Source organism: Allomuricauda sp. NFXS6 (assembly GCF_040148835.1).
Lineage (GTDB): Bacteria > Bacteroidota > Bacteroidia > Flavobacteriales > Flavobacteriaceae > Flagellimonas.
In genome coordinates this window covers 171984-191884 of sequence record NZ_JAGEMG010000005.1, presented here as the reverse complement: position 1 = coordinate 191884, position 19901 = coordinate 171984, and the positions used below count along the sequence as shown (strand labels likewise).

Annotated in this window: 22 protein-coding genes; 18 read left to right on the top strand and 4 right to left on the bottom strand. The window is 41.6% G+C overall.

The window, feature by feature from the left end:
- Positions 1 to 11: 11 nt before the first annotated feature.
- The 4 genes from J4E06_RS09525 to J4E06_RS18415 all read right to left on the bottom strand — a co-directional run bounded on the left by J4E06_RS09525 (position 12) and on the right by J4E06_RS18415 (position 2115).
- Positions 12 to 254: a hypothetical protein gene (locus J4E06_RS09525; RefSeq protein WP_067035924.1), complete on the bottom strand. Its 243-nt coding sequence runs from the start codon at positions 252 to 254 to the stop codon at positions 12 to 14.
- A gap of 24 nt (positions 255 to 278) precedes the next feature.
- Positions 279 to 683: a hypothetical protein gene (locus J4E06_RS09520; RefSeq protein WP_309474604.1), complete on the bottom strand. Its 405-nt coding sequence runs from the start codon at positions 681 to 683 to the stop codon at positions 279 to 281.
- 264 nt (positions 684 to 947) lie between these two features.
- On the bottom strand, positions 948 to 1529 hold the full coding sequence (locus J4E06_RS09515) for a helix-turn-helix domain-containing protein (protein ID WP_067030424.1): 582 nt from the start codon (positions 1527 to 1529) through the stop codon (positions 948 to 950).
- Positions 1530 to 1695: 166 nt separating this feature from the next.
- A complete protein-coding gene (locus J4E06_RS18415; RefSeq protein ID WP_067030421.1) occupies positions 1696 to 2115 on the bottom strand; it encodes an HYC_CC_PP family protein in 420 nt (139 codons plus the stop codon).
- A 274-nt stretch (positions 2116 to 2389) separates the two neighbouring features.
- Between J4E06_RS18415 and J4E06_RS09510 the strand changes: the two genes are divergently transcribed.
- From J4E06_RS09510 to J4E06_RS09425, 18 genes are all read left to right on the top strand, one after another.
- Positions 2390 to 2806 (top strand): HYC_CC_PP family protein, encoded by a 417-nt coding sequence (locus J4E06_RS09510; protein WP_067033774.1) that lies wholly within the window; start codon positions 2390 to 2392, stop codon positions 2804 to 2806.
- A gap of 104 nt (positions 2807 to 2910) precedes the next feature.
- A complete protein-coding gene (locus J4E06_RS09505) occupies positions 2911 to 6675 on the top strand; it encodes an efflux RND transporter permease subunit (protein ID WP_067033771.1) in 3765 nt (1254 codons plus the stop codon).
- Positions 6672 to 7889, top strand: coding sequence for a TolC family protein (locus J4E06_RS09500; protein WP_067033769.1), 1218 nt, complete (start codon positions 6672 to 6674; stop codon positions 7887 to 7889). Before J4E06_RS09505 ends, J4E06_RS09500 begins: the two co-directional genes overlap by 4 nt.
- A gap of 72 nt (positions 7890 to 7961) precedes the next feature.
- Positions 7962 to 10337, top strand: a complete 2376-nt coding sequence (locus J4E06_RS09495; protein ID WP_067033765.1) for a multicopper oxidase domain-containing protein — start codon at positions 7962 to 7964, stop codon at positions 10335 to 10337.
- A 3-nt stretch (positions 10338 to 10340) separates the two neighbouring features.
- Entirely contained in the window at positions 10341 to 11666 is a 1326-nt protein-coding gene (locus J4E06_RS09490) for an APC family permease (protein ID WP_067033762.1), read from the top strand.
- A 19-nt stretch (positions 11667 to 11685) separates the two neighbouring features.
- On the top strand, positions 11686 to 12243 hold the full coding sequence (locus J4E06_RS09485; protein ID WP_232520874.1) for a DUF4175 domain-containing protein: 558 nt from the start codon (positions 11686 to 11688) through the stop codon (positions 12241 to 12243).
- 57 nt (positions 12244 to 12300) lie between these two features.
- The gene (locus tag J4E06_RS09480; protein ID WP_067033759.1) at positions 12301 to 12492 is read left to right on the top strand and encodes an SHOCT domain-containing protein; all 192 of its coding nucleotides are present in this window, start codon (positions 12301 to 12303) and stop codon (positions 12490 to 12492) included.
- 4 nt (positions 12493 to 12496) lie between these two features.
- Complete coding sequence (locus J4E06_RS09475) at positions 12497 to 12883, top strand: DUF302 domain-containing protein (protein WP_067033756.1); 387 nt, start codon at positions 12497 to 12499, stop codon at positions 12881 to 12883.
- A gap of 11 nt (positions 12884 to 12894) precedes the next feature.
- Entirely contained in the window at positions 12895 to 13368 is a 474-nt protein-coding gene (locus tag J4E06_RS09470) for a DUF302 domain-containing protein (RefSeq protein ID WP_067033754.1), read from the top strand.
- A gap of 21 nt (positions 13369 to 13389) precedes the next feature.
- A complete protein-coding gene (locus J4E06_RS09465; RefSeq protein WP_067033751.1) occupies positions 13390 to 14019 on the top strand; it encodes a DUF3347 domain-containing protein in 630 nt (209 codons plus the stop codon).
- Complete coding sequence (locus J4E06_RS09460; RefSeq protein ID WP_067033748.1) at positions 14020 to 14475, top strand: heme-binding domain-containing protein; 456 nt, start codon at positions 14020 to 14022, stop codon at positions 14473 to 14475.
- Positions 14476 to 14491: 16 nt separating this feature from the next.
- Positions 14492 to 15013: a DUF3347 domain-containing protein gene (locus tag J4E06_RS09455; RefSeq protein WP_067033744.1), complete on the top strand. Its 522-nt coding sequence runs from the start codon at positions 14492 to 14494 to the stop codon at positions 15011 to 15013.
- Between the two features lie 147 nt (positions 15014 to 15160).
- Positions 15161 to 15700, top strand: coding sequence for a hypothetical protein (locus tag J4E06_RS09450; protein ID WP_067033742.1), 540 nt, complete (start codon positions 15161 to 15163; stop codon positions 15698 to 15700).
- 321 nt (positions 15701 to 16021) lie between these two features.
- Positions 16022 to 16696: a DUF2231 domain-containing protein gene (locus tag J4E06_RS09445; RefSeq protein WP_067033778.1), complete on the top strand. Its 675-nt coding sequence runs from the start codon at positions 16022 to 16024 to the stop codon at positions 16694 to 16696.
- 10 nt (positions 16697 to 16706) lie between these two features.
- Complete coding sequence (locus J4E06_RS09440) at positions 16707 to 18206, top strand: FMN-binding glutamate synthase family protein (protein ID WP_067033740.1); 1500 nt, start codon at positions 16707 to 16709, stop codon at positions 18204 to 18206.
- A gap of 2 nt (positions 18207 to 18208) precedes the next feature.
- The gene (locus tag J4E06_RS09435) at positions 18209 to 18757 is read left to right on the top strand and encodes an ion channel (protein ID WP_067033738.1); all 549 of its coding nucleotides are present in this window, start codon (positions 18209 to 18211) and stop codon (positions 18755 to 18757) included.
- A gap of 18 nt (positions 18758 to 18775) precedes the next feature.
- The gene (locus J4E06_RS09430; RefSeq protein WP_067033736.1) at positions 18776 to 19252 is read left to right on the top strand and encodes a YybH family protein; all 477 of its coding nucleotides are present in this window, start codon (positions 18776 to 18778) and stop codon (positions 19250 to 19252) included.
- An 84-nt stretch (positions 19253 to 19336) separates the two neighbouring features.
- A complete protein-coding gene (locus J4E06_RS09425) occupies positions 19337 to 19837 on the top strand; it encodes a DUF2911 domain-containing protein (protein ID WP_349523731.1) in 501 nt (166 codons plus the stop codon).
- The last annotated feature ends 64 nt before the right edge of the window (positions 19838 to 19901 follow it).

Sequence of the window (19901 nt, the reverse complement as noted above, 5' to 3'; positions counted from 1 at the left end):
TTTTGCGGATTTCAGTGTTGATGCTGTTTTTGGTCGTGCTTTTCCTTTTCTTCCTTTTTTCTTTTAAGGTTATCCTCCGTTAGCCCATGGGTATGGCCACCATGTCTCATAGGCATCAAGAGATGCACCGCGAACATGATTACTATGAACGTAAACAGTGTGAGGTTGCCTTTAATGCCGAATGCTGGTGCAAAAAAGATGAAAAGAAGCGGAAGTCCGCAACCTAGTATCATCCATATCCAATGATTTTTCATAATCGAAAATTTAAAAGTTAATCCTTAATGGTGTTCAGAATGGTCTTGCTCAGATGGTTCCATTTTATTTGAACCGTCCATCATGCCCATTCCTTTCATATCCATTCCCTTGTCGCCCATCATCTTCTTACAAGACTCCATACAATCTTCGCTCATCATGCCCTTTTCGTGCATCATTTGCATCATATTGCCTATCATTTTTCCATCTTGCATCATGGATTGCATCATGTTTTTCATCATCATACTATCTTTCATCATCATCTGTATTCCCTGGCCCTGTATCATAGTACCCATCATCTTTTGATTGCCCTGCATCATCTGCATGGCATGGTCGTTGCCTTGCATGTTGTCCATGAATTCAGTCATGTAACTGTGGTTACTGGCAATTGCCTCAAAGAGTTCCGTTCTCGTTTTCGAATTTTCGAGCATTGCGTTAGGATTTGTTTTCTGGTTGCAACCGGATAGACTTACTAAGCCAATTGCCAGTAAAATAATTGCTGCCGTTCTCATCATATTTGATTTTTAATTAATATTATTTCGGTTATTCGTTTTGTATTTATCTCTAATTGTCTTGTTTTAGTAGCATTTTCAATTCTTTTTTTAATTCTAAACATTTGCTTGTTTTTCTGGTAATCTCCAAGGTTAAATCTATGTATTGCCAAAAGCCTTTGTCTGCATAATTCTCTTTATTATTTATATAATTTCGTCAAAGAAATTTCGTTCCCAGGCTTGATCATTTTTATAGTCGGTCATGCTCATGCCCATGATTTCCTTAAACTGCCTGGATAAGTGGTTGACACTGCTGTAATCGAGCAAATAAGCGATATCAGAAAAGGTATGTTGCCGCAACTGAATGAGCTCTTTTACCTTTTCTATCTTCAGCTTTATGAAGTATTTTTCAATAGTGATATTTTCATTTTTTGAAAAAATCTTGCTCAGTACCTTGTACTCTCGATGTACTATGTTAGCCAGATAGTCCGAGGTTTTTCCCCGAATGTTGATAGGGATATCTGCGACCAATGAAATCAAGGCGATCTTGATTTTCTCGACTATCATCTCCTCTTCGCTTTTGGCTATTTCAAAACCGTTGGAATGGAGGACGCCCACCACTTTTTGGTCTGCTTCGACAATAGCTATTTCTGGAGCCTTTACCGTAAGTTTCCCAAGTTCAAGGGATAGTATGGTAATGCCCAAATCATACAATTCTTGCTTTATGACCTTTAGGCAACGCCTACAAACCATATTCTTTATCCAATATTCCCTTATGGAATCCATGGTGCACGTATTATGGTTTACAATAAATCTCAACAGGTAAAACCCTGTTTGGCAATCAATCTGAATGTTCTGTCGTGGGCATGGGGTACGACAAAAAGGGGCCACTTAAGAGGTATGGCCAATGCGAAGAGCGGACTATTGCATAAACAATCCGCTTAAATATAAATCAAATTAAGAAAGTCTCGTGAAGAACTAGTAAATCCTTCTGAATCAACGGAGGTTTATAGTTTTTGAAGGGAACTACATTTTCCTCAAGTCCTTCAAAAAGGTTTATATAAGTGTGGACAAAGGCCTTTAAGAAGACAAAATTTTGAGAATCAATCTCAAAGGAAACCTTTTGGAGATTATCATTACCTTGCTGTATAAATGAATCATCACTACAACAGTCTCCAACTCCAATTGAACATTTTTTTGAAGTGTTTTCCGTCTTTTGGATTTTTTGATCACAGGGCGTTGCTTTACCGAACACGGCAATATCTACCAGTTTTTCACAGCAAAAATGCATATCCGCCGTAAACGAGGTAGTCGAAAAGAGTACCGCCAACGTCAAAAAGATGGATAATATTTTGCTAAAAAACTGCTTCACATTCTAAAATTACAAAATTTTGTTTACCCCCAAAAATAATCGATTTTTTTGATAATCTCACTTAATTATCTGAAAATCAAATATATATTCGGTGATACATATAGCCTTAATACCAAATGTAAACTAAAGGCTTAAACAAATAAATGATATTTATCATATCGCCGATAATTGATTTTGTTCATACGTGACTTGAAAGAAAAATCAAGGGATTAGATTTCCAAAATTTTGTTAAACAAAAAAAGAGTGTTAAAATTTTTGTAGTTTTGCAGAACGGATGAAAAGTGTTTTCCATAAAATAACATCGTTTACAATGGCACTATTAGTGCTGTTATCAACCTTCTCTTTTTCGGTTGCACAACACTATTGTGGTGATGTTCTGGTTGATTACTCTTTCTTGGGCCATGCAGAATCTTGCGGCATGGAAGTTCAGGAGACAGCAGAGTTACCAGAGTGCAATTTGGTCAAAGCCGATTGCTGTAGCGATGAAGTCCTTACCGTTGATGGCCAGAACGACTTAAAAGTATCGTTTGAAAAATTAAGCTTTGAACAACAACAGTTTGTTGCCAGCTTCATCTACACCTATCTTAATCTTTACGAAGGACTACCTGAAAACATAGTCCCGTTTAGTGATTACCCCCCTCCACTTTTGGTCAAGGATATACAGATCCTAGATCAGATTTTTCTCATTTGATTTTTAAGTAATAGCATTTTACAGCCCGACTGATAGCAGTTTAGGGCTTATCCTGTTTTCGTTGGTTTCCGGCCAGCACTTCTAATTACTTAATCATCAATACCATGCTGAATAAAAGCATCAAATTCCTTATCGAAAATAAATTGGTAGCCGTTTTGCTCCTAGTCCTTTTTGTAGGCTGGGGAACCGTAAACGCCCCTTTCGAGTGGAGCACTGGCTCATTACCAAGAAACCCTGTTGCCGTAGATGCCATACCTGACATCGGGGAAAACCAGCAGATTGTTTTTACCAAATGGGACGGTCGTTCCCCACAAGATATCGAGGATCAAATTACCTATCCATTGACAACCTCACTCTTGGGAATACCAGGGGTTAGGACCATCCGTAGCTCCTCCATGTTCGGATTTTCAAGTATCTATATCATATTTGAAGAGGATATCGAGTTCTATTGGAGCCGCAGTCGAATCCTTGAAAAATTGAACTCCTTACCGAGCGGTTTACTGCCCGACGGGGTCAACCCTGCATTGGGGCCGGATGCCACAGGACTTGGACAAATCTACTGGTACACTTTGGAGGGACGCGATGAGAAAGGAAATGTCACAGGCGGCTGGGATTTACAGGAGCTTAGAAGTATTCAGGATTTTTATGTCAAATATGCCCTATCATCGGCAAGCGGTGTTTCAGAGGTGGCCTCTATAGGGGGTTATGTACTCGAATATCAGGTAGATGTGAATCCCGAACTGATGAAGCAATATGGTATTGGGCTACAGCAGGTGGTAAAAGCTGTAAAACAAAGTAATCGTGATATTGGGGCACAGACCTTGGAAATCAACCAGGCCGAATATCTCATTCGCGGGCTTGGGTATGTGAAGTCCATCGAGGATCTACAGAATGCAGTCGTTACCTCTGAGGATTACACGTCCATTCGCTTAAAGGACATTGCAAATGTTTCCTACGGACCGGCCACACGGCGCGGCATATTGGATAAGGAAGGAGCAGAAGTTGTCGGGGGGGTAGTGGTCGCACGGTATGGTGCCAATCCCATGGAAGTCATCAATAATGTCAAAGACCAAATCAATGATTTAAGTGCCGGACTGCCCTCAAAAGTACTTGAGGATGGCAGAACATCCCAACTTACCATTGTTCCTTTTTATGATAGGACCGAACTTATTCAAGAAACGCTCGGAACCCTCAACGAGGCCCTGACCTTGGAAATATTCATTACCATTTTGGTCATCATTATCATGGTCTTCAATTTAAGGGCATCCATCCTGATATCGGGACTGTTACCGGTTGCAGTGCTTATGGTGTTTATTGCGATGAAGCTATTCAATGTGGATGCAAACATCGTGGCACTTTCGGGTATAGCCATTGCCATTGGAACCATGGTGGATGTAGGGGTCATACTCTCGGAAAACGTCATACGGCATTTGGACGAAAATGAAGAGGGCCTACCCATTAATACCGTTGTCTACAATGCCACCGCAGAGGTGTCGGGGGCCATATTGACCGCCGTGATGACCACCATCATCAGTTTTATTCCGGTATTTACGATGATCGGGGCCGAAGGAAAACTCTTCAGACCCTTGGCCTTTACAAAAACCTTTGCGCTTACCGCATCCATTATCGTAGCCTTATTTTTGATACCACCATTTGCGGCCTTTCTATTTAGAAAAAAAAGCATAAAGAAAACTACTGGATACGCCGTTAATGGAATATTGATACTTCTAGGGATTATAGCCCTTGCTTATGGCTTTTTATTAGGATTTATATTGATTGCCTTCGGTATCGTAGGCTTGCTAAAAAATCCGGAATTGGCATCACGTATTTCCACTGGATTTTCGCTTTCCGAAGAACGAGCCAATCTTATCAATATCATTATTTCGGCCTTTGCAATTGTTTTTGTTTTGGCGGAATACTGGAGACCTCTCGGTCTTGATAAGAGTATTTTTTGGAACCTGATTTTTGTTTCGCTTATATGTTTCGGACTACTGGGCTTCTTTACCATATTCCGGAACTATTATACAAGGATACTTCGCTGGGCATTACGGAATAAGCTGATATTTCTTTCCATACCCACCGCCATTGTGGTATTCGGAGTAATGATTATGCGCAATACGGGCAAGGAGTTTATGCCTTCATTGAACGAAGGTTCGTTTTTGTTGATGCCTACCTCCCTTCCGCACGCCGGTGTCGAAGAGAACAAACGGGTATTGCAGCAACTGGATATGGCTGTAGCCAGTATTCCTGAAATAGCAACGATAGTCGGCAAATCCGGTAGAACCGAATCCGCATTGGATCCGGCGCCCTTGTCGATGTATGAGAACGTCATCCAGTACAAGCCAGAATACATGTTGAACGAGAACAGGGAGCGCCAACGGTTCAAGGTCAATGAAGATGGCCTCTTCGAACTCAGGGACGGCACCTTTGTGACCAATCCGAACATGGTTGTAGATGATGAAGGAAATTACGATGAATCTGCCATAGTTTCTGCATTCTCTGTTAAACAAAAGGATTTGATTCCCGACGATGATGGGGAATATTTTAGAAACTGGCGGCCTGAAATTGAATCCCCCGATGATATTTGGAACGAGATTGTACGTGTAACGAAACTTCCAGGCGTTACATCCGCGCCCAAACTGCAACCTATTGAAACCCGCTTGGTCATGTTGCAGACCGGCATGCGTGCGCCCATGGGTATCAAGGTAAAAGGGCAAGATTTAAAGGAAATAGAAGCCTTTGGCCTCAAGCTGGAGGACATTTTAAAGGAGGCCGAGGGGGTCAAGGATGAAGCCGTGTTTGCCGATCGAATTGTCGGAAAGCCTTATTTGCTTATAGATATCAACAGGGAGCGTTTGGCACGATACGGCATTACCATTGAAGATGTGCAAAGCGTGTTGCAAGTAGCGGTTGGCGGCATGGTGCTTACCCAAACTGTTGAAGGCCGTGAGCGTTATGGAGTTCGAGTACGGTATCCAAGGGAATTGCGAGAGAATCCAGCGGACTTAGAGAATATTTATGTTCCCGTTGCCAAGGGAAGCCCGGTTCCTTTGAGCGAGTTGGTTACCATTCGATATGAAAAGGGACCACAGGTCATCAAGAGCGAAGACACCTTTTTGGTGGGTTATGTACTGTTCGATAAGTTGGACGGTTTTGCCGAAGTCGAGGTGGTCGAGAATGCACAGGCCCTTATACAAGAAAAAATAGATAATGGAGAATTGGTGGTTCCCAAGGGCATCAATTATTTGTTTACCGGTACCTATGAAAACCAACTACGTGCCGAAAAGACGCTATCGGTCGTAGTACCGCTGGCATTGGCCATCATATTCTTGATTCTTTATTTCCAATTCCGTTCAGTAGGTACCTCATTGATGGTGTTTACCGGGATTGCTGTTGCCTTTGCCGGAGGTTTTCTGATGATTTGGTTCTATGGTCAGGATTGGTTCCTGAACTTCAACTTTTTCGGGGAAAACCTACGAGACCTCTTCCAGATGCATACCATTAACCTGAGTGTTGCCGTATGGGTTGGGTTTATTGCGCTCTTTGGTATTGCAACCGATGATGGTGTGGTCATGGCCACCTACCTGACCCAAACTTTTGATAGAAACAAGCCCGATTCCCTTGTATCCGTTAGGGATTCGGTTGTCGAAGCTGGTGAAAAACGTATCCGTCCGTGTTTGATGACGACCGCAACCACTATTCTGGCACTGCTTCCGGTATTGACATCCACCGGCCGTGGTAGCGATATTATGATTCCGATGGCGATCCCTTCTTTCGGGGGGATGCTTATCGCCTTGATTACCCTATTTGTTGTTCCAGTGTTGTACAGTTGGAAGGCCGAGTTTCAATTAAAAAGAATGTCCAAATGAAGAAATACCTATACATATTGATCGGAATAGTATCCATCGCTTCTGTGAACGGACAGGAACTGGAAAGCCTTATCCAACAGGCCGAACTCAACAATCCGGAAATCCAGGCTTTTGAGCTGCGGTACAATATTGCCTCCGAAAGAGTGAACGAGGTCAATACTTTGCCCAATACGGAGGTAAGTGCCGGACTTTTCGTAAGCGAGCCCGAAACACGGACCGGAGCACAGAAAGCACGGTTCTCGGCAAAACAGATGATCCCGTGGTTCGGTACCATTACCGCCCGTGAAAATTATGCAAGTTCATTGGCCGATGCCCAATACGAAGAGCTGGTCATCGTCAAAAGAAAATTGGCGTTGTCGGTATCTCAGTCCTATTACCGATTATTCTCGATAAGGGCGAAGCAAAGCGTTTTGGACGAAAATATAGAATTGCTGGAAACCTATGAACGATTGGCCTTGACCTCGGTAGAAGTTGGTAATGCCTCCGCAGTAGATGTGTTGCGCTTGCAGATTCGGCAGAACGAACTGCTTCAGCAAAAAGAAGTTTTGGAACAGGAGTATTTGGCCGAACAAACGCTGTTCAACAATCTATTGAATAGGGACGAACAAACACAAGTCGAAGTTTACGAAGGGCTTACGGTACCCGAACAAGACCCGATAACGGAAGAAGGAAGCCTTGACCTGCATCCTGAACTTTTAAAGTATGACAAGTTGTACGAGTCGGTCGAACAATCTGAAATCTTGAACCAAAAAGAAGCCTTACCGAATCTTGGTTTCGGATTGGATTACGTACCCGTTGCCGAAAGGCCTGATATGTCTTTCGATGATAACGGAAAGGACATCTTGATGCCGATGGTATCGGTGTCCATCCCGATATTCAACAATAAATACAAATCCATTTCCCAACAGAACAAATTAAGGCAAGAGGAAATAACCGCCCAAAAGCAAGAACGAAGAAACAAGCTCGAAACACTTTTGAGCGAGGCCATTAACAACAGAATGGCTGCCAGGATTCGTTTTAGGACCCAAACAAAAAATATCGGACAGGCCAAGGACGGGGAGGAAATCCTTATCAAAAGCTACGAGACCGGAACCATCGATTTTAACGATGTGCTCGATATTCAAGAGCTTCAGCTTAGGTTTCAAATCAATCGAATTGAATCCATCAAGGGCTACTTTGTGCAGTCGGCCATTATCAATTATCTAAGGAGTTAATGTCCGTATCGATAGGAGTAAGGTATCTCGACTGAATAAAATAAAATATTATAAACCACAAAAATGAGAATCATGATCAGAAAAATTACAGTGTTGTTGGTACTTCTCATTTCGTGCAACATTGCCGCACAATTAGTATCCAATGAAAGCGAAGAAAATGTGGATAATTGGCCTGAACGGGTCTATGATTTGACCATTGGTTACGAAACGGTCAACTATACCGGAAAAGATGTGAAGGCCATGACGATCAATGGTGGTATTCCTGGACCCAATCTCGAATTCAACGAGGGCGAGTTTGCCATTATCAACGTAACCAATACGATGGATGTCGAAACCTCGGTACACTGGCATGGGTTGATACTGCCCAACTTCTACGACGGCGTACCTTACCTTACAACGCCACCAATTGAACCCGGCGAGACCCAACAATACAAATTTGCGCTGAAACAGTCGGGCACGTATTGGTACCATTCCCATACGGGTTTACAGGAACAACGTGGTGTTTATGGCTCCATCCAGATCAATCCCAAAGAAACAAATCTTGAGTATGACAAAGATTTGGTACTGATACTTTCGGATTGGATGGATGAAAATCCCAAGACACAACTGAGAAACCTTAAACGAGGCAATGAGTGGTACCTAATCAAAAAGGACCAGGTTCAAAGTTGGGACAAGGTAATCTCAAAAGGTGCGGTAGGTGCGAAACTAAAAATGATGTGGCAGCGTATGCCCGATATGGCCATATTGGACAATTATTACGACCTGTTTTTTATAAATGGAAAATCTTCTAATGAATACCCTGATTTCAATCCCGGCGAACGGGTACGATTGCGCTTCGTAAATGCGGCCGCAGCTTCCTATTTCTGGCTGACATTTGGTGGTAATGACCCTATGTTGGTCTCTGCCGACGGCCTTGATGTAGTGCCGGTAAAACAGAACAAGACCCTTATCGGTGTGGCCGAGACCTATGATTTTATAGTGACCATACCACAAAGCGGAAAACTTGAAATACGTGCCACTTCTCAGGACGGATCTGGTCAGGCTTCCGCCTATCTAGGGACGGGCGATGTTTTGGAAGCCCCCACGGTACCTATACCCGACCTTATCAAACTAATGGAAAACATGATGTCGATGGACATGAAGATGGGTGCACCCGCGGCCAAATTCAATCCCTCCAAAAACGATTCCATCAAAGTGATGAAAAAATATGCGATGGATATGGGCGGTATGAAAATGGACCATTCCAAAATGGATATGCAAAAAGAAGATCAAATGCAGAAGAATGACCAAAAGATGGAAGATGAAGGGGGTAAGATGAAAATGCCAAAGGATAAGACGGATCATGCCAAAATGGAGATGAAAGACGATAAAATGGATATGAAAATGGGCTATGTGCTGCCCGCCGACAAGGTCATTGGCGATGCCATGAAAACCGGGGGCAATCCGGAATTTAACTACAACTATCTCAAAGCACCCGGAAAAACGGTATACGAAGACAACAAACCTGTTAGGGAAATGCTGTTCAACCTTACGGGAAACATGAACCGTTACGTATGGAGCATCAACGGGGTTCCGCTTTCAGAAACCGATAAAATAAAAATTGAACAAGGCGAAGTAGTGCGCATTACTTTGAACAACCTGACCATGATGCACCACCCGATGCACCTACACGGACACTTTTTCAGGGTACTGAACGAACACGGCGAATATTCGCCCTTAAAACATACGGTCAACGTGGCCCCGATGCAAAAAGTGGTCATCGAATTCGATGCCAATGAATATGGCGACTGGTTCTTTCATTGCCACGTACTGTACCATATCAACAGTGGTATGGCAAGGGTATTCAGCTATGACACCCCAAGGGATGAACGATTGAAAGGGTATCCCTTATCCAACCTGACCACCGAGGCCGACCATATGTGGACATGGGGTGAGGTTACGGGTGCCAGCCACATGGGCGAGTTTTTTCTGACCACTACGAACATCCGAAACCAGTTCATATTGCGAGCGGAATATGGATGGAACGAGAACTTGGAAGCCGAATTTACCTATGAACGATGGCTGAACAGTTATTTCCGTGTTTTCGGTGGGGTAAATGTCGAAAACGAAATGGAAGATAGTATGGATGAAATAGGCACCACGGGAGTAGTGGGTATCCGGTACTTCTTGCCATTGTTGATAGATTCTGATCTACGCATCGATAATAAACTACGGCCGACGATTTCATTTTCGACGGCTACGATGATCTTTCAGAGACTCGCCCTTTTTGGCGAATACGAATATCAAATGGATTTTGGCTGGGTCAATGATTTTGAACCGGGAACCGATTTTGAACAAGAGCAGACCTGGCAAGTAGGATTGGAATATGTCCTGAGCAGAGATTTTTCCTTAATGGGCAGTTACGACAACCGTTTCGGTTGGGGAGGCGGACTTTCAATGCGATTTTAACACATGGGACAATACAAAAAAAATAGCCTGAGTTTGACCGGTGCCGTATCTCTAGGAACGGGGGTAATGATTGGCGCAGGTATCTTCGCGCTGTTAGGGCAGGTAGCAGAATTGTCTGGTCAGTGGTTTCCCTATGCGTTTTTGCTGGGGGCCATTATCTCGGGTTTTAGTGCCTATTCGTATGTTAAGATGTCCAATGCCTATCCCTCTGCGGGCGGTATCGCCATGTATCTCAAGAAGATATATGGTAAAAGTGCATTGACAGCTTCCGGAGCGTTGTTGATGGCCTTGTCAATGGTCATCAACGAGAGTTTGGTTGCACGTACCTTCGGCTCGTACACTCTACAATTGTTCGATGTAGATGATAACAGTGTTTGGGTGCCCATTTTGGGGGTATTCCTGCTGATTGTCGCCTTTCTTATCAATATTTCGGGCAACAAAGTTATCGGAAAGGCCTCTTTGGTCATGGCCATTCTAAAAATAGGTGGGATAGCCATTTTTGCCATAGGCGGTCTATGGGCCGCAGGTTTTTCATTCTCCGAAGTAGTTCCGTCCGAAAGTCTGACGGAATATCCAATCACTAATTATTTGGGAGCATTAGCTCTATCTATTTTGGCTTACAAAGGTTTCACTACAATTACCAATAGTGGCGATGAAATAGTCAAACCCAATAAAAATGTTGGGCGTTCAATTGTCATTTCTTTGCTCATCTGTACGGTGGTCTATTTATTGGTCGCTTTTGCGGTCTCTTCCAATCTTTCGATAAACGAAATCATAGCAGCGAAAGACTATTCATTGGCAGAAGCTTCCCGCCCCGCTTTTGGCAAGTATGGGCTTTGGTTCACAGTGGGTATCGCCATCATATCGACAATTTCTGGTGTGATAGCAAGCATTTTTGCAGTATCCAGAATGACAGCAATGCTGACCGAAAAGGAATTGATTCCCCATGAGCATTTTGGTATGCCGGGCAGGCTTCAAAAACATATGCTGGTGTATACAGTAATTCTGGCCATAACCTTAACGGTTCTATTTGATCTTACGAGAATCGCTTCATTGGGTGCTATATTTTATTTGATTATGGATATAGGAATCCATTGGGGAGTGTTTAAAAATCTTCGTAAGGATGTTAAGGCCAATCCTGCCGTTTTGATTACTGCTATTATTCTAGACGTAGTGGTTCTTGGGGCTTTTCTTTGGATAAAGGTAAGCAGTGATGTATTGGTCGTACTAGTGGCGGTCCTACTAATGGTCTTGATTTTTTTCGGAGAAAAATGGTTTTTGAAAAGAAATGATAGTGATGAAAAAGAAGATTTTAAAAATGATGTATGAATCTATAAAAATTAGAAAAATGAAAACAAAAGGAATTTTAATGACAATCGGATTAATAGCAACGATGGTTGGCTGTAAATCAACTTTCAATGCCTCCGAGACCATGCAGGTAGATGAAAATAGAAATGCCATCTATCAAGAGATTATCTCAAATCCGGTGCAGTTTGCCAATTTTATCAGTGAGGCAAGAAAGAATGAAGAGGCCAAAAAATTATTGATGAAAGCCCATATGGAGCAGATGGAATCTGGGGATATGAAAATGATGATGGACAAAAATCCCGAAATGAAAGAAAAAATGCAGGCCCATATGCAGAAGATGATGGAGAAGAATCCTGAAATGAAGGAAAAGATGCAGTCCAAAATGCTCGATAAGATGATGGAGAGTGAAAAGGGCCGTAAGATGTTGATGGAAAAAATGCACAAAAACGAAATGATGAAAAAACAGATGAAGGAAAGAATGAAAAATATGATGGATGAGAATCCTGATATGATGGAAGAAATGATGCAGAAAATGATGGAAAAAAATCCAGAGATGATGAAAAAGATGAAAGAAAAAATGAAAAATAAAGGAGCGTAAGCCTTTGAATACCGAGGTGGATTGAAAACAGAAAATAACTATTGAAATTCTACAATTATGATGATGTGGTGGTGGGTATTGATACCGGTCATTTTGGTGTTGGCCTTTTTTATGTATAACGGACGAAATAGCAGAGGTTCCAGGACCAAGGAAAATCCTATGGAAATTCTAGACAATCGATTCGCCAAAGGCGAACTATCCAAAGAAGAATACGAAGAACAAAAACGAACTATTAACTCTAAAAATTAAAACGATGGAATATTATTTCAACAAGACCCTTAACGAAGACTTTGATAAGGTAATCGAGAGAGTAACGGAAGAACTGAAAAAAGAGGGTTTTGGCATCTTGACCGAAATCGATGTCAAGGAAACCCTGAAAAAGAAACTGGATGTTGATTTTAAAAAGTACAAGATCCTCGGTGCCTGTAATCCGCCCTATGCCCATAAGGCACTGGAAGCCGAAGATAAGATAGGTACCATGTTGCCTTGCAATGTAATCGTGCAGGACGTATCGAAAGGGAATGTAGAAGTGGCGGCGGTAAATCCAATGGCTTCAATGCAAGCAGTCGACAATGAAATATTGGCTGAAATCGCAAATGATATTACCGCCAAATTGGAAAATGTGATCGAGAAACTTTAGAAGGGATAAATATGGAAAATAATAAGGGTAAAAGCGAATGGGTCTCGCAACAAAATTATTCAGAAAGTCAGAGTACCCCTTATTGCATTACGCGGAGGTACGGTAGTTTGACATTTGAGGAAACCGTACAAAACGTAAAAAATGGCATTAAAAAGTTAGGTCTTGACCTTGTTGGTGAATTTGACGTGCGCGAGTATCTCAGTTCAGATATGGAAAAGATGCCTCGGCACCTCATTCTAATGGTATGTGAAAAAGAAACTGCATTAAAACTGATTTCAAATGATATTCAAATGAGCGTTCTTTTTCCGTGCAATGTAACCATTAAGGAAGTGGAAAATAATACGATTATCGAAGTGTCGATAGAAGATACAGATTCGACTTGGTCTTCCGCAAAGAAGAAAGAAATAATAGAGGTGGCCAAAAACACAAAGAACATCTTGAAAAAATTGCTCGACACTATTGAACAGCAAAATGTAAAACTATAATTAACATCAAATTCAACAATCATGAGAAAATCAAATGTAACAACTGGAATTTTGGCCATGGCAATCATAACCCTATCGGCCACATCTTGCAAAGACAAGAAAAAAGTGCAGGAAAACCAAGAAGGTCACCAAACAGAACAAATGGAGGACAGCGGCCATATGGATGGCGCTATGGAAGACCATTCGCAAATGGACCATGACAACATGAATCATGGCGAAATGGCAATGATGTCATCTGAAGTCATCGCTGACTATCTGACGCTAAAGAATGCTCTTGTGTCCGATGACAAAGATGGGGCCGCAAAGGCAGGAGAAAAGCTTGAAGGCAGCCTAAAGAACTTCGATACGAGCAAATTCAGTGATGAACAGCAGGATGAGCTGAAAGACATTATTGAAGATGCCACCGAACATGCAGAACATATCGCGAAAAGTGACATCGGGCATCAACGTGAGCACTTTAAAACCTTGAGCAAAGATGTAGTCGATATGGTCGCCATTACTGGTACAGAAAATACTTTGTATGAACAATATTGCCCAATGTATGATAACAACAAAGGAGGTGCCTGGCTAAGCATGAATGAAGAAATCAAAAATCCATATTTCGGGGATAAGATGCTCACTTGTGGAAAAGTACAAAGGGAAATCAACTAAGTGAAGAAAAGTATAAAAATCATAGCACTAGTGTTTTTGGTCGGGTTTGTGGGGATACAGTTTTTTCCCACTTCCCGAAACCAAAGCGACACAATACCAAAAACTGACTTTATGCTTGTGAACGATGTACCGAAACAAGTGGAGAACATCATCAAGACCTCTTGCTACGATTGCCATAGCAACAACACGGATTATCCTTGGTACAACAAAGTGCAACCCGTTGCCTGGTTTTTGGAGGATCATGTTACCCATGGCAAGGAAGAATTGAATTTTAACGAATGGGCCGATTATTCAAACAGAAGAAAGAACAGCAAGTTAAAATCGATCATAAGTCAGATAGAAAATGGAGAAATGCCCCTTTGGTCTTATACACTAATTCATAGGGAAGCAAAACTTTCGGAGGACAAGAGGAAAACCGTTCTCGATTGGGTTTCAAAATTAAAGGACAGTTTATAAACTAAAAATCCAATAAATGAAGAATTTAAAACATGGTGTAGTAACCCTGCTCATGTTGGGGACTACAATGGGCTACGCACAGCACAAAATAGAACTGAACCATGACCATAGCAAGATGGAGATGAAAGTGGTCGAGTTGGAATTTAACGACAAGAACATCGCCAATGCCTACGAACATTACGAGCACATTAAAAATGACTTGGTCGGTTCCAATCCGGGCGATACCCAAAAGGGAGCGGTTATGTTGAACGAAGCGCTAGAAAAAATCGAGGGTTCCGAAGCGGCATTGGCGGCCTCGCAAAAAATCGCTGCTACCGATAATTTAGAGAGACAGCGAAAGGCTTTTTCCGATTTGAGCAATGAAATGGAACCCTTGTTGAAAGGAACCGTTACATCGGGAAAAATCTATAAGGATTTCTGCCCCATGGCCTTGAACGGAGGTGCTTATTGGTTATCTGCCATTAAGGACATCCGCAACCCATATTATGGAGCAAAAATGCTAAGCTGTGGAAAAGTGACAGCCATCATCGAAAAGTAAAGCTGATTGGGGAGGTTGAATATAGTTAATGATTAGTGTTTAAAATGCTTCCCCTTTTCAGGTAGTAACAATTGATTGTCTCGGTATAGTTATAGGAGTTTTTAAAAATAACGTGTAGAAAAAGAAAATAACATTCGCAAAATCTAGATGGAAACATTAAGCCTTGACATTTTTGTTGTGCCCACCGTTGCGCTGACTTTGGTCATTCTGATGTATATCTATTTTGCCAAACAGGTACGGAACAAAAAAAATTATAGGAACTATATCATCGGTATTGCATTAATAGCGTTTTCGTTCAATTTTATTTGGGAGCTGGCACAAGGTCCGCTCTATGAAGGTTTTGAATACGATTGGCAACATATTTCGTTTTGTGCCTTGGCATCCATCGCCGATATGTTGATGGTGCTTATTCTGCTTTTCGGATTTGGCCTGTTGTATCGCAATGTGTTTTGGATAGATGATTTAACTCCAAAACAGATTTTGGTACTAGTTACAATCGGAACGATCGGTGCCATATTGGGAGAAATTTGGCATACCTCAAGAGGCGATTGGAACTATGCAGGGGCTATGCCTATAGTGCCATGGGTAAATGTGGGGTTGTCGCCGCTATTACAATTTGCGGTATTGCCCTATTTGATTTTTGTGATTGGTAAAAACTATATAAACAAGGGGAATTTGGAAAAGTAAAATCTGGGCTGGTCGGGAATGTGTTTTTTGATTGGTTAGTTATTTAGTGTATTTCATGACCGCCCAGATTGTTTTAATGAAGAAAAAGTCCTGTTATGGGAAGGGGAACTTCGTTGATGTAGTGTTTAACGCCCTTCCCTTGACAGGCACAATATAGATAATGTTGTAATGAAAGATTGTTGTAAAAGGGGGCCGGAAAAGTCAGGGAAACAAGGTTGGAAAAAGTGGTTCAACTATACCATTTACATCGTTATAGGCGCTATTGTATTAGGTGCGCTTATTGTACAGTTAACGAATAATGCATCATAAAAACGATTGATTATGAAAAAAACGGTCTCATTTTTAGTATTACTTCTAAGCCTAATGTCGCTTCATGCAAGTGCACCTAAGTCCATTGAGAACAGTTCAGGGTATTCGGCGAATAGTTTAGGAACCTTTAATACTGTTGAATTGTCCGAAAAACCACAGCAACATACCGAAACCCACGCCGAAAAGCCCATAAACAAAGAAGAGGTAGGTTTGGATGAATTCGACAATTTACATCCGTTGGTAGTGCATTTTCCTATCGTACTCCTGTTGTTTGCGGCATTGCTCCAAGGTATTCAGCTCTTCGTCCTTAAAAGGAACTTGGACTGGGTTATCCTGTTTCTTATCGGTACGGGTTTTATTGGGGCCTACGTAGCGGGAACTTTTGTACACCCGCATACCCATGGCCTTACGGATGTAGCTCAAAAAATCCTGGACAACCATGATAAATATGCAGATTGGACTATTTGGTCAAGTGCTTTGGCCGCAGTTTTAAAAATTATCAGCCTTTTTTGGATAAAACTGAATCGAGGTTTTGAAATTGCCGTTCTCTTTATTATGGCCTTTTCGGCGTTCTCCGTTTCGCAAGCAGGGCATTATGGCGCTCAGCTCGTTTATATTCAGGGTGTTGGACCACAGGGCCAGTATTTGGAAACTGAAAGGGCAGGGGAAGAAAGCCATTCGCATTGAAAAACAAAGCATGAGAAGAATATTTTTAATATCGTCGATAACGCTTTTAGTGGTACTTGCAGGGCTCATAATGTGGAAGCCTCATTTCTGGTGGCTTGCGCTGTTGATCACACCTTTTATGCTTCTCGGCTTAAGAGACTATTTTCAAAAAACCGATAATATCAAAAGAACCTATCCGTTGTTGGGCAGGATTACGAAGCTTCTGGAAAAACAACGTCACGTCGTTCAAGAAACGGTTTTATTGAATAGAACAGAGGGAAAACCTTTCAATTGGATACAGAAAGAAATTGTTTATAAACGTGCCGAGGACGCGGTCAAAAACCAACCCTTTGGAACGCAGATTCCGTATGACGAAGTTGGTCGCGAATGGTTTACCCATTCCACGTATCCTGTTAAGGAAATCAAAGATGATTTTAGGGTTGCCATAGGGAGTTCAAAATGCTCAAAACCCTATTCAGCGAGCATTCTAAATCTGGCAGGGATGAGCTATGGTTCCATCAGTAAAAATGCAACGCTGGCCCTTAACGGCGGTGCAAAAATTGCTGGCTTTGCGCAAAATACCGGCGAAGGTGGATTTACGCCCTACCATCAGGAATATGGAGCTGATATTATCTTTCAGTTCGGTACAGGCTATTTTGGGTGTAGGACAGAAGAAGGGAATTTCGACCCTAAAAAATTTGTGGAAATCGCATCCAATGAAGTGGTCAAAATGATTGAAATAAAAGTCTCACAGGGTGCAAAACCCGGTTTTGGGGCCATTCTTCCTGCCAAAAAAAATACCGAGGAAATCGCAAAGTACAGGGACGTAGAAAAAGGAACCGAAATTCTATCGCCACCACATCACGCTGCATTTGGTACTGATTTGGAAATGGTAGCTTTTATCCAAGAATTACGGAAGCTTTCCGCTGGAAAGCCCATAGGGATTAAAATGTGCATCGGACAGCAGGATGAATTCGAAAGAATGGTCCGCATTTTCGCCGAAAAGCAAAACTATCCGGATTTTATAGCCATAGACGGTGCAGAAGGTGGTTCCGGTGCTGCACATATGGAATCGCTGCATTGGGCTGGAATGCCAATAATTGAAGCCGTGCATTTCGCAAACGGCATTCTTAAAAAGTATGGGTTGCGCGATGAAATAAAAGTAATGGCAGCAGGAAAAATAATTTCAGCTTTTGATATCTATAGAATGTTGGCACTTGGTGCCGATGCTTGCTATAGTGCCAGAGGGATGATGTTTGCCTTGGGCTGCGTACAATCCTTAAAATGCAATCTGGATACCTGCCCTACGGGAATCACCACAATGGAACCTTCAAGGGTCGCATCATTGGTAGTAGAAGATAAAAAGACCAAAGTAGCCAACTACCATAAAAACACTATGGAAGCCTTTAAGGAGCTGCTTAAATCAATGGGAATTGAAAATAGAAGGGGTATCACCAAAATGTATATAAAGAGAAGAATCAGTGAGAATAAAGCAAAAGGCTATGATGAAATTTTTATAGATAACAAATAAGAATGGATAAAGAAAAAGACATAGAAACCACAGGGGCATTTTATGGACAGCTTTTCAATAGCTCAAAGTATGTTCTATTGGTGATGCTTATTGCTTCAGTAATCGAACTGTATGCGCTACCTACTATGGAAGGGTTTTATGCTATGATTATCCTACTGGCCTTAACATTACTAAAGATAGGATTCATTATAGCCTTGTCCTTTAACCAATTGATGAAGATAATTGGTCAGAGCCATCTATTGAGCCACGTACTGGTGTTGTTCGGATACCTGATTGTGTTGATAGTTTTCTCGTTTGCAATAGATTACACAGCGTTGCAGTTTGTGGATGCTATTCATTTTAAAATGAACAACAGTATTGGCAAAGATGGACTGTCGGTATTTTTTGATTTATCCTATTTCAGTTTGATAACATTCTCATCAGTAGGATATGGTGATATAGTCCCAATTTCCTTACCCGCGAAAACCTTGGTGGCGCTTGAAGTGGCACTGCGGTTTTTCGTCCTGGTCTTTGGTATCGCAAATGTGAATAGAATACGAGTAAATAAATAACCTTTAAAAACTAAAAGTATGCAAACACTAAAATCAACTACAGTAACAATGTTGCTCATAATAGCGACAAGTCCACTATGTGGTCAAGATGCAAAAACAGAAAAAGAAGCAGTGCTTACAGTAATGAAAAGCTATAAGGATGCCCTACAAAACCTAACGACCGATGGTACTTTCGAATTATTTACCGAGGATTCCGAGGTTTTTGAATCGGGAGGCGTCGAGGGTACGTACAGCCACTATATAGAACATCATTTAGGACCGGAATTAGGTCATTTTGAAAAATTCGAATTTTCAGATTATGAAATCGATGTAAAGGTAGATGTACCCTATGCCTTTACTACCGAAACGTACATATATACCATTGTCCTCAATCCAGACGACAAGGGAAATAGCCGGACTATAAAGAAAAAAGGGGTAGCAACCTCAATCCTTAAAAAAATAGATGGAAAATGGAAAATAATAAAAACCCATTCATCTTCAAGAAATATTAAGTAACACCCGATGAGTAGATATATTTCAATTAGTATAGTGTTTGGTCTTCTTCTTATTACCAGCTGTAAAGAGAAGAAAACGGAGCCAATGCCAGAACCGTCAAAAGAAGCAATCACAGACCAACCGCCAAAAAAAGTGTTAAGCCCTCACACCTCTGCAATGGCGACCATTGGTAATGCGCACATCCATATTGATTATTCATCGCCAGGGGTTAGGGACAGGATGATTTTTGGTGGTTTGCTGGCGTATGACGAAGTCTGGCAAGCTGGGGCACATATGGCTACGTGGATAGAGACGGATACGGATATAGAAATAGATGGTAAGGAACTAAAAGCAGGTAAATATGGATTTTTTACCATTCCTTCAAAGGAAGAATGGATCATCATTTTAAATTCCAATTGGAACCAGCACGGTAAGGATGAATATGACGAAAAAGATGATGTAATACGATTTAAGGTGACACCGATTATTGCGGATAGCCTAAAGGAACACTTAGAATATAATATCGATAAAATTAGTGATACTGAAGGTGAGATAACATTAGCTTGGGAAAAAGTTAAAGTAGTAATTCCATTCAAAGTAAAATAACAAGATAGGGTCAACAAGGGTACGATGATAAAAAAATTAAAAAAACGTGTATCATCAAAGAATA

Bases quoted from the DNA above. Each gene is read 5' to 3' on its own strand.
- J4E06_RS09470 (WP_067033754.1), top strand. From the start codon at position 12,895: ATGGAAAATAATAAGGGTAAAAGCGAATGGGTCTCGCAACAAAATTAT.
- J4E06_RS09425 (WP_349523731.1), top strand. From the start codon at position 19,337: ATGCCAGAACCGTCAAAAGAAGCAATCACAGACCAACCGCCAAAAAAA.
- J4E06_RS09520 (WP_309474604.1), bottom strand. From the start codon at position 683: ATGCTCGAAAATTCGAAAACGAGAACGGAACTCTTTGAGGCAATTGCC.
- J4E06_RS09445 (WP_067033778.1), top strand. From the start codon at position 16,022: ATGAAAAAAACGGTCTCATTTTTAGTATTACTTCTAAGCCTAATGTCG.
- J4E06_RS09440 (WP_067033740.1), top strand. From the start codon at position 16,707: ATGAGAAGAATATTTTTAATATCGTCGATAACGCTTTTAGTGGTACTT.
- J4E06_RS09505 (WP_067033771.1), top strand. From the start codon at position 2,911: ATGCTGAATAAAAGCATCAAATTCCTTATCGAAAATAAATTGGTAGCC.
- J4E06_RS09510 (WP_067033774.1), top strand. From the start codon at position 2,390: ATGAAAAGTGTTTTCCATAAAATAACATCGTTTACAATGGCACTATTA.
- J4E06_RS09500 (WP_067033769.1), top strand. From the start codon at position 6,672: ATGAAGAAATACCTATACATATTGATCGGAATAGTATCCATCGCTTCT.
- J4E06_RS09455 (WP_067033744.1), top strand. From the start codon at position 14,492: ATGAAGAATTTAAAACATGGTGTAGTAACCCTGCTCATGTTGGGGACT.
- J4E06_RS09450 (WP_067033742.1), top strand. From the start codon at position 15,161: ATGGAAACATTAAGCCTTGACATTTTTGTTGTGCCCACCGTTGCGCTG.
- J4E06_RS09465 (WP_067033751.1), top strand. From the start codon at position 13,390: ATGAGAAAATCAAATGTAACAACTGGAATTTTGGCCATGGCAATCATA.
- J4E06_RS09485 (WP_232520874.1), top strand. From the start codon at position 11,686: ATGAAAACAAAAGGAATTTTAATGACAATCGGATTAATAGCAACGATG.
- J4E06_RS09480 (WP_067033759.1), top strand. From the start codon at position 12,301: ATGATGATGTGGTGGTGGGTATTGATACCGGTCATTTTGGTGTTGGCC.
- J4E06_RS09435 (WP_067033738.1), top strand. From the start codon at position 18,209: ATGGATAAAGAAAAAGACATAGAAACCACAGGGGCATTTTATGGACAG.
- J4E06_RS09495 (WP_067033765.1), top strand. From the start codon at position 7,962: ATGATCAGAAAAATTACAGTGTTGTTGGTACTTCTCATTTCGTGCAAC.
- J4E06_RS09490 (WP_067033762.1), top strand. From the start codon at position 10,341: ATGGGACAATACAAAAAAAATAGCCTGAGTTTGACCGGTGCCGTATCT.
- J4E06_RS09430 (WP_067033736.1), top strand. From the start codon at position 18,776: ATGCAAACACTAAAATCAACTACAGTAACAATGTTGCTCATAATAGCG.
- J4E06_RS09475 (WP_067033756.1), top strand. From the start codon at position 12,497: ATGGAATATTATTTCAACAAGACCCTTAACGAAGACTTTGATAAGGTA.
- J4E06_RS09525 (WP_067035924.1), bottom strand. From the start codon at position 254: ATGAAAAATCATTGGATATGGATGATACTAGGTTGCGGACTTCCGCTT.
- J4E06_RS09515 (WP_067030424.1), bottom strand. From the start codon at position 1,529: ATGGATTCCATAAGGGAATATTGGATAAAGAATATGGTTTGTAGGCGT.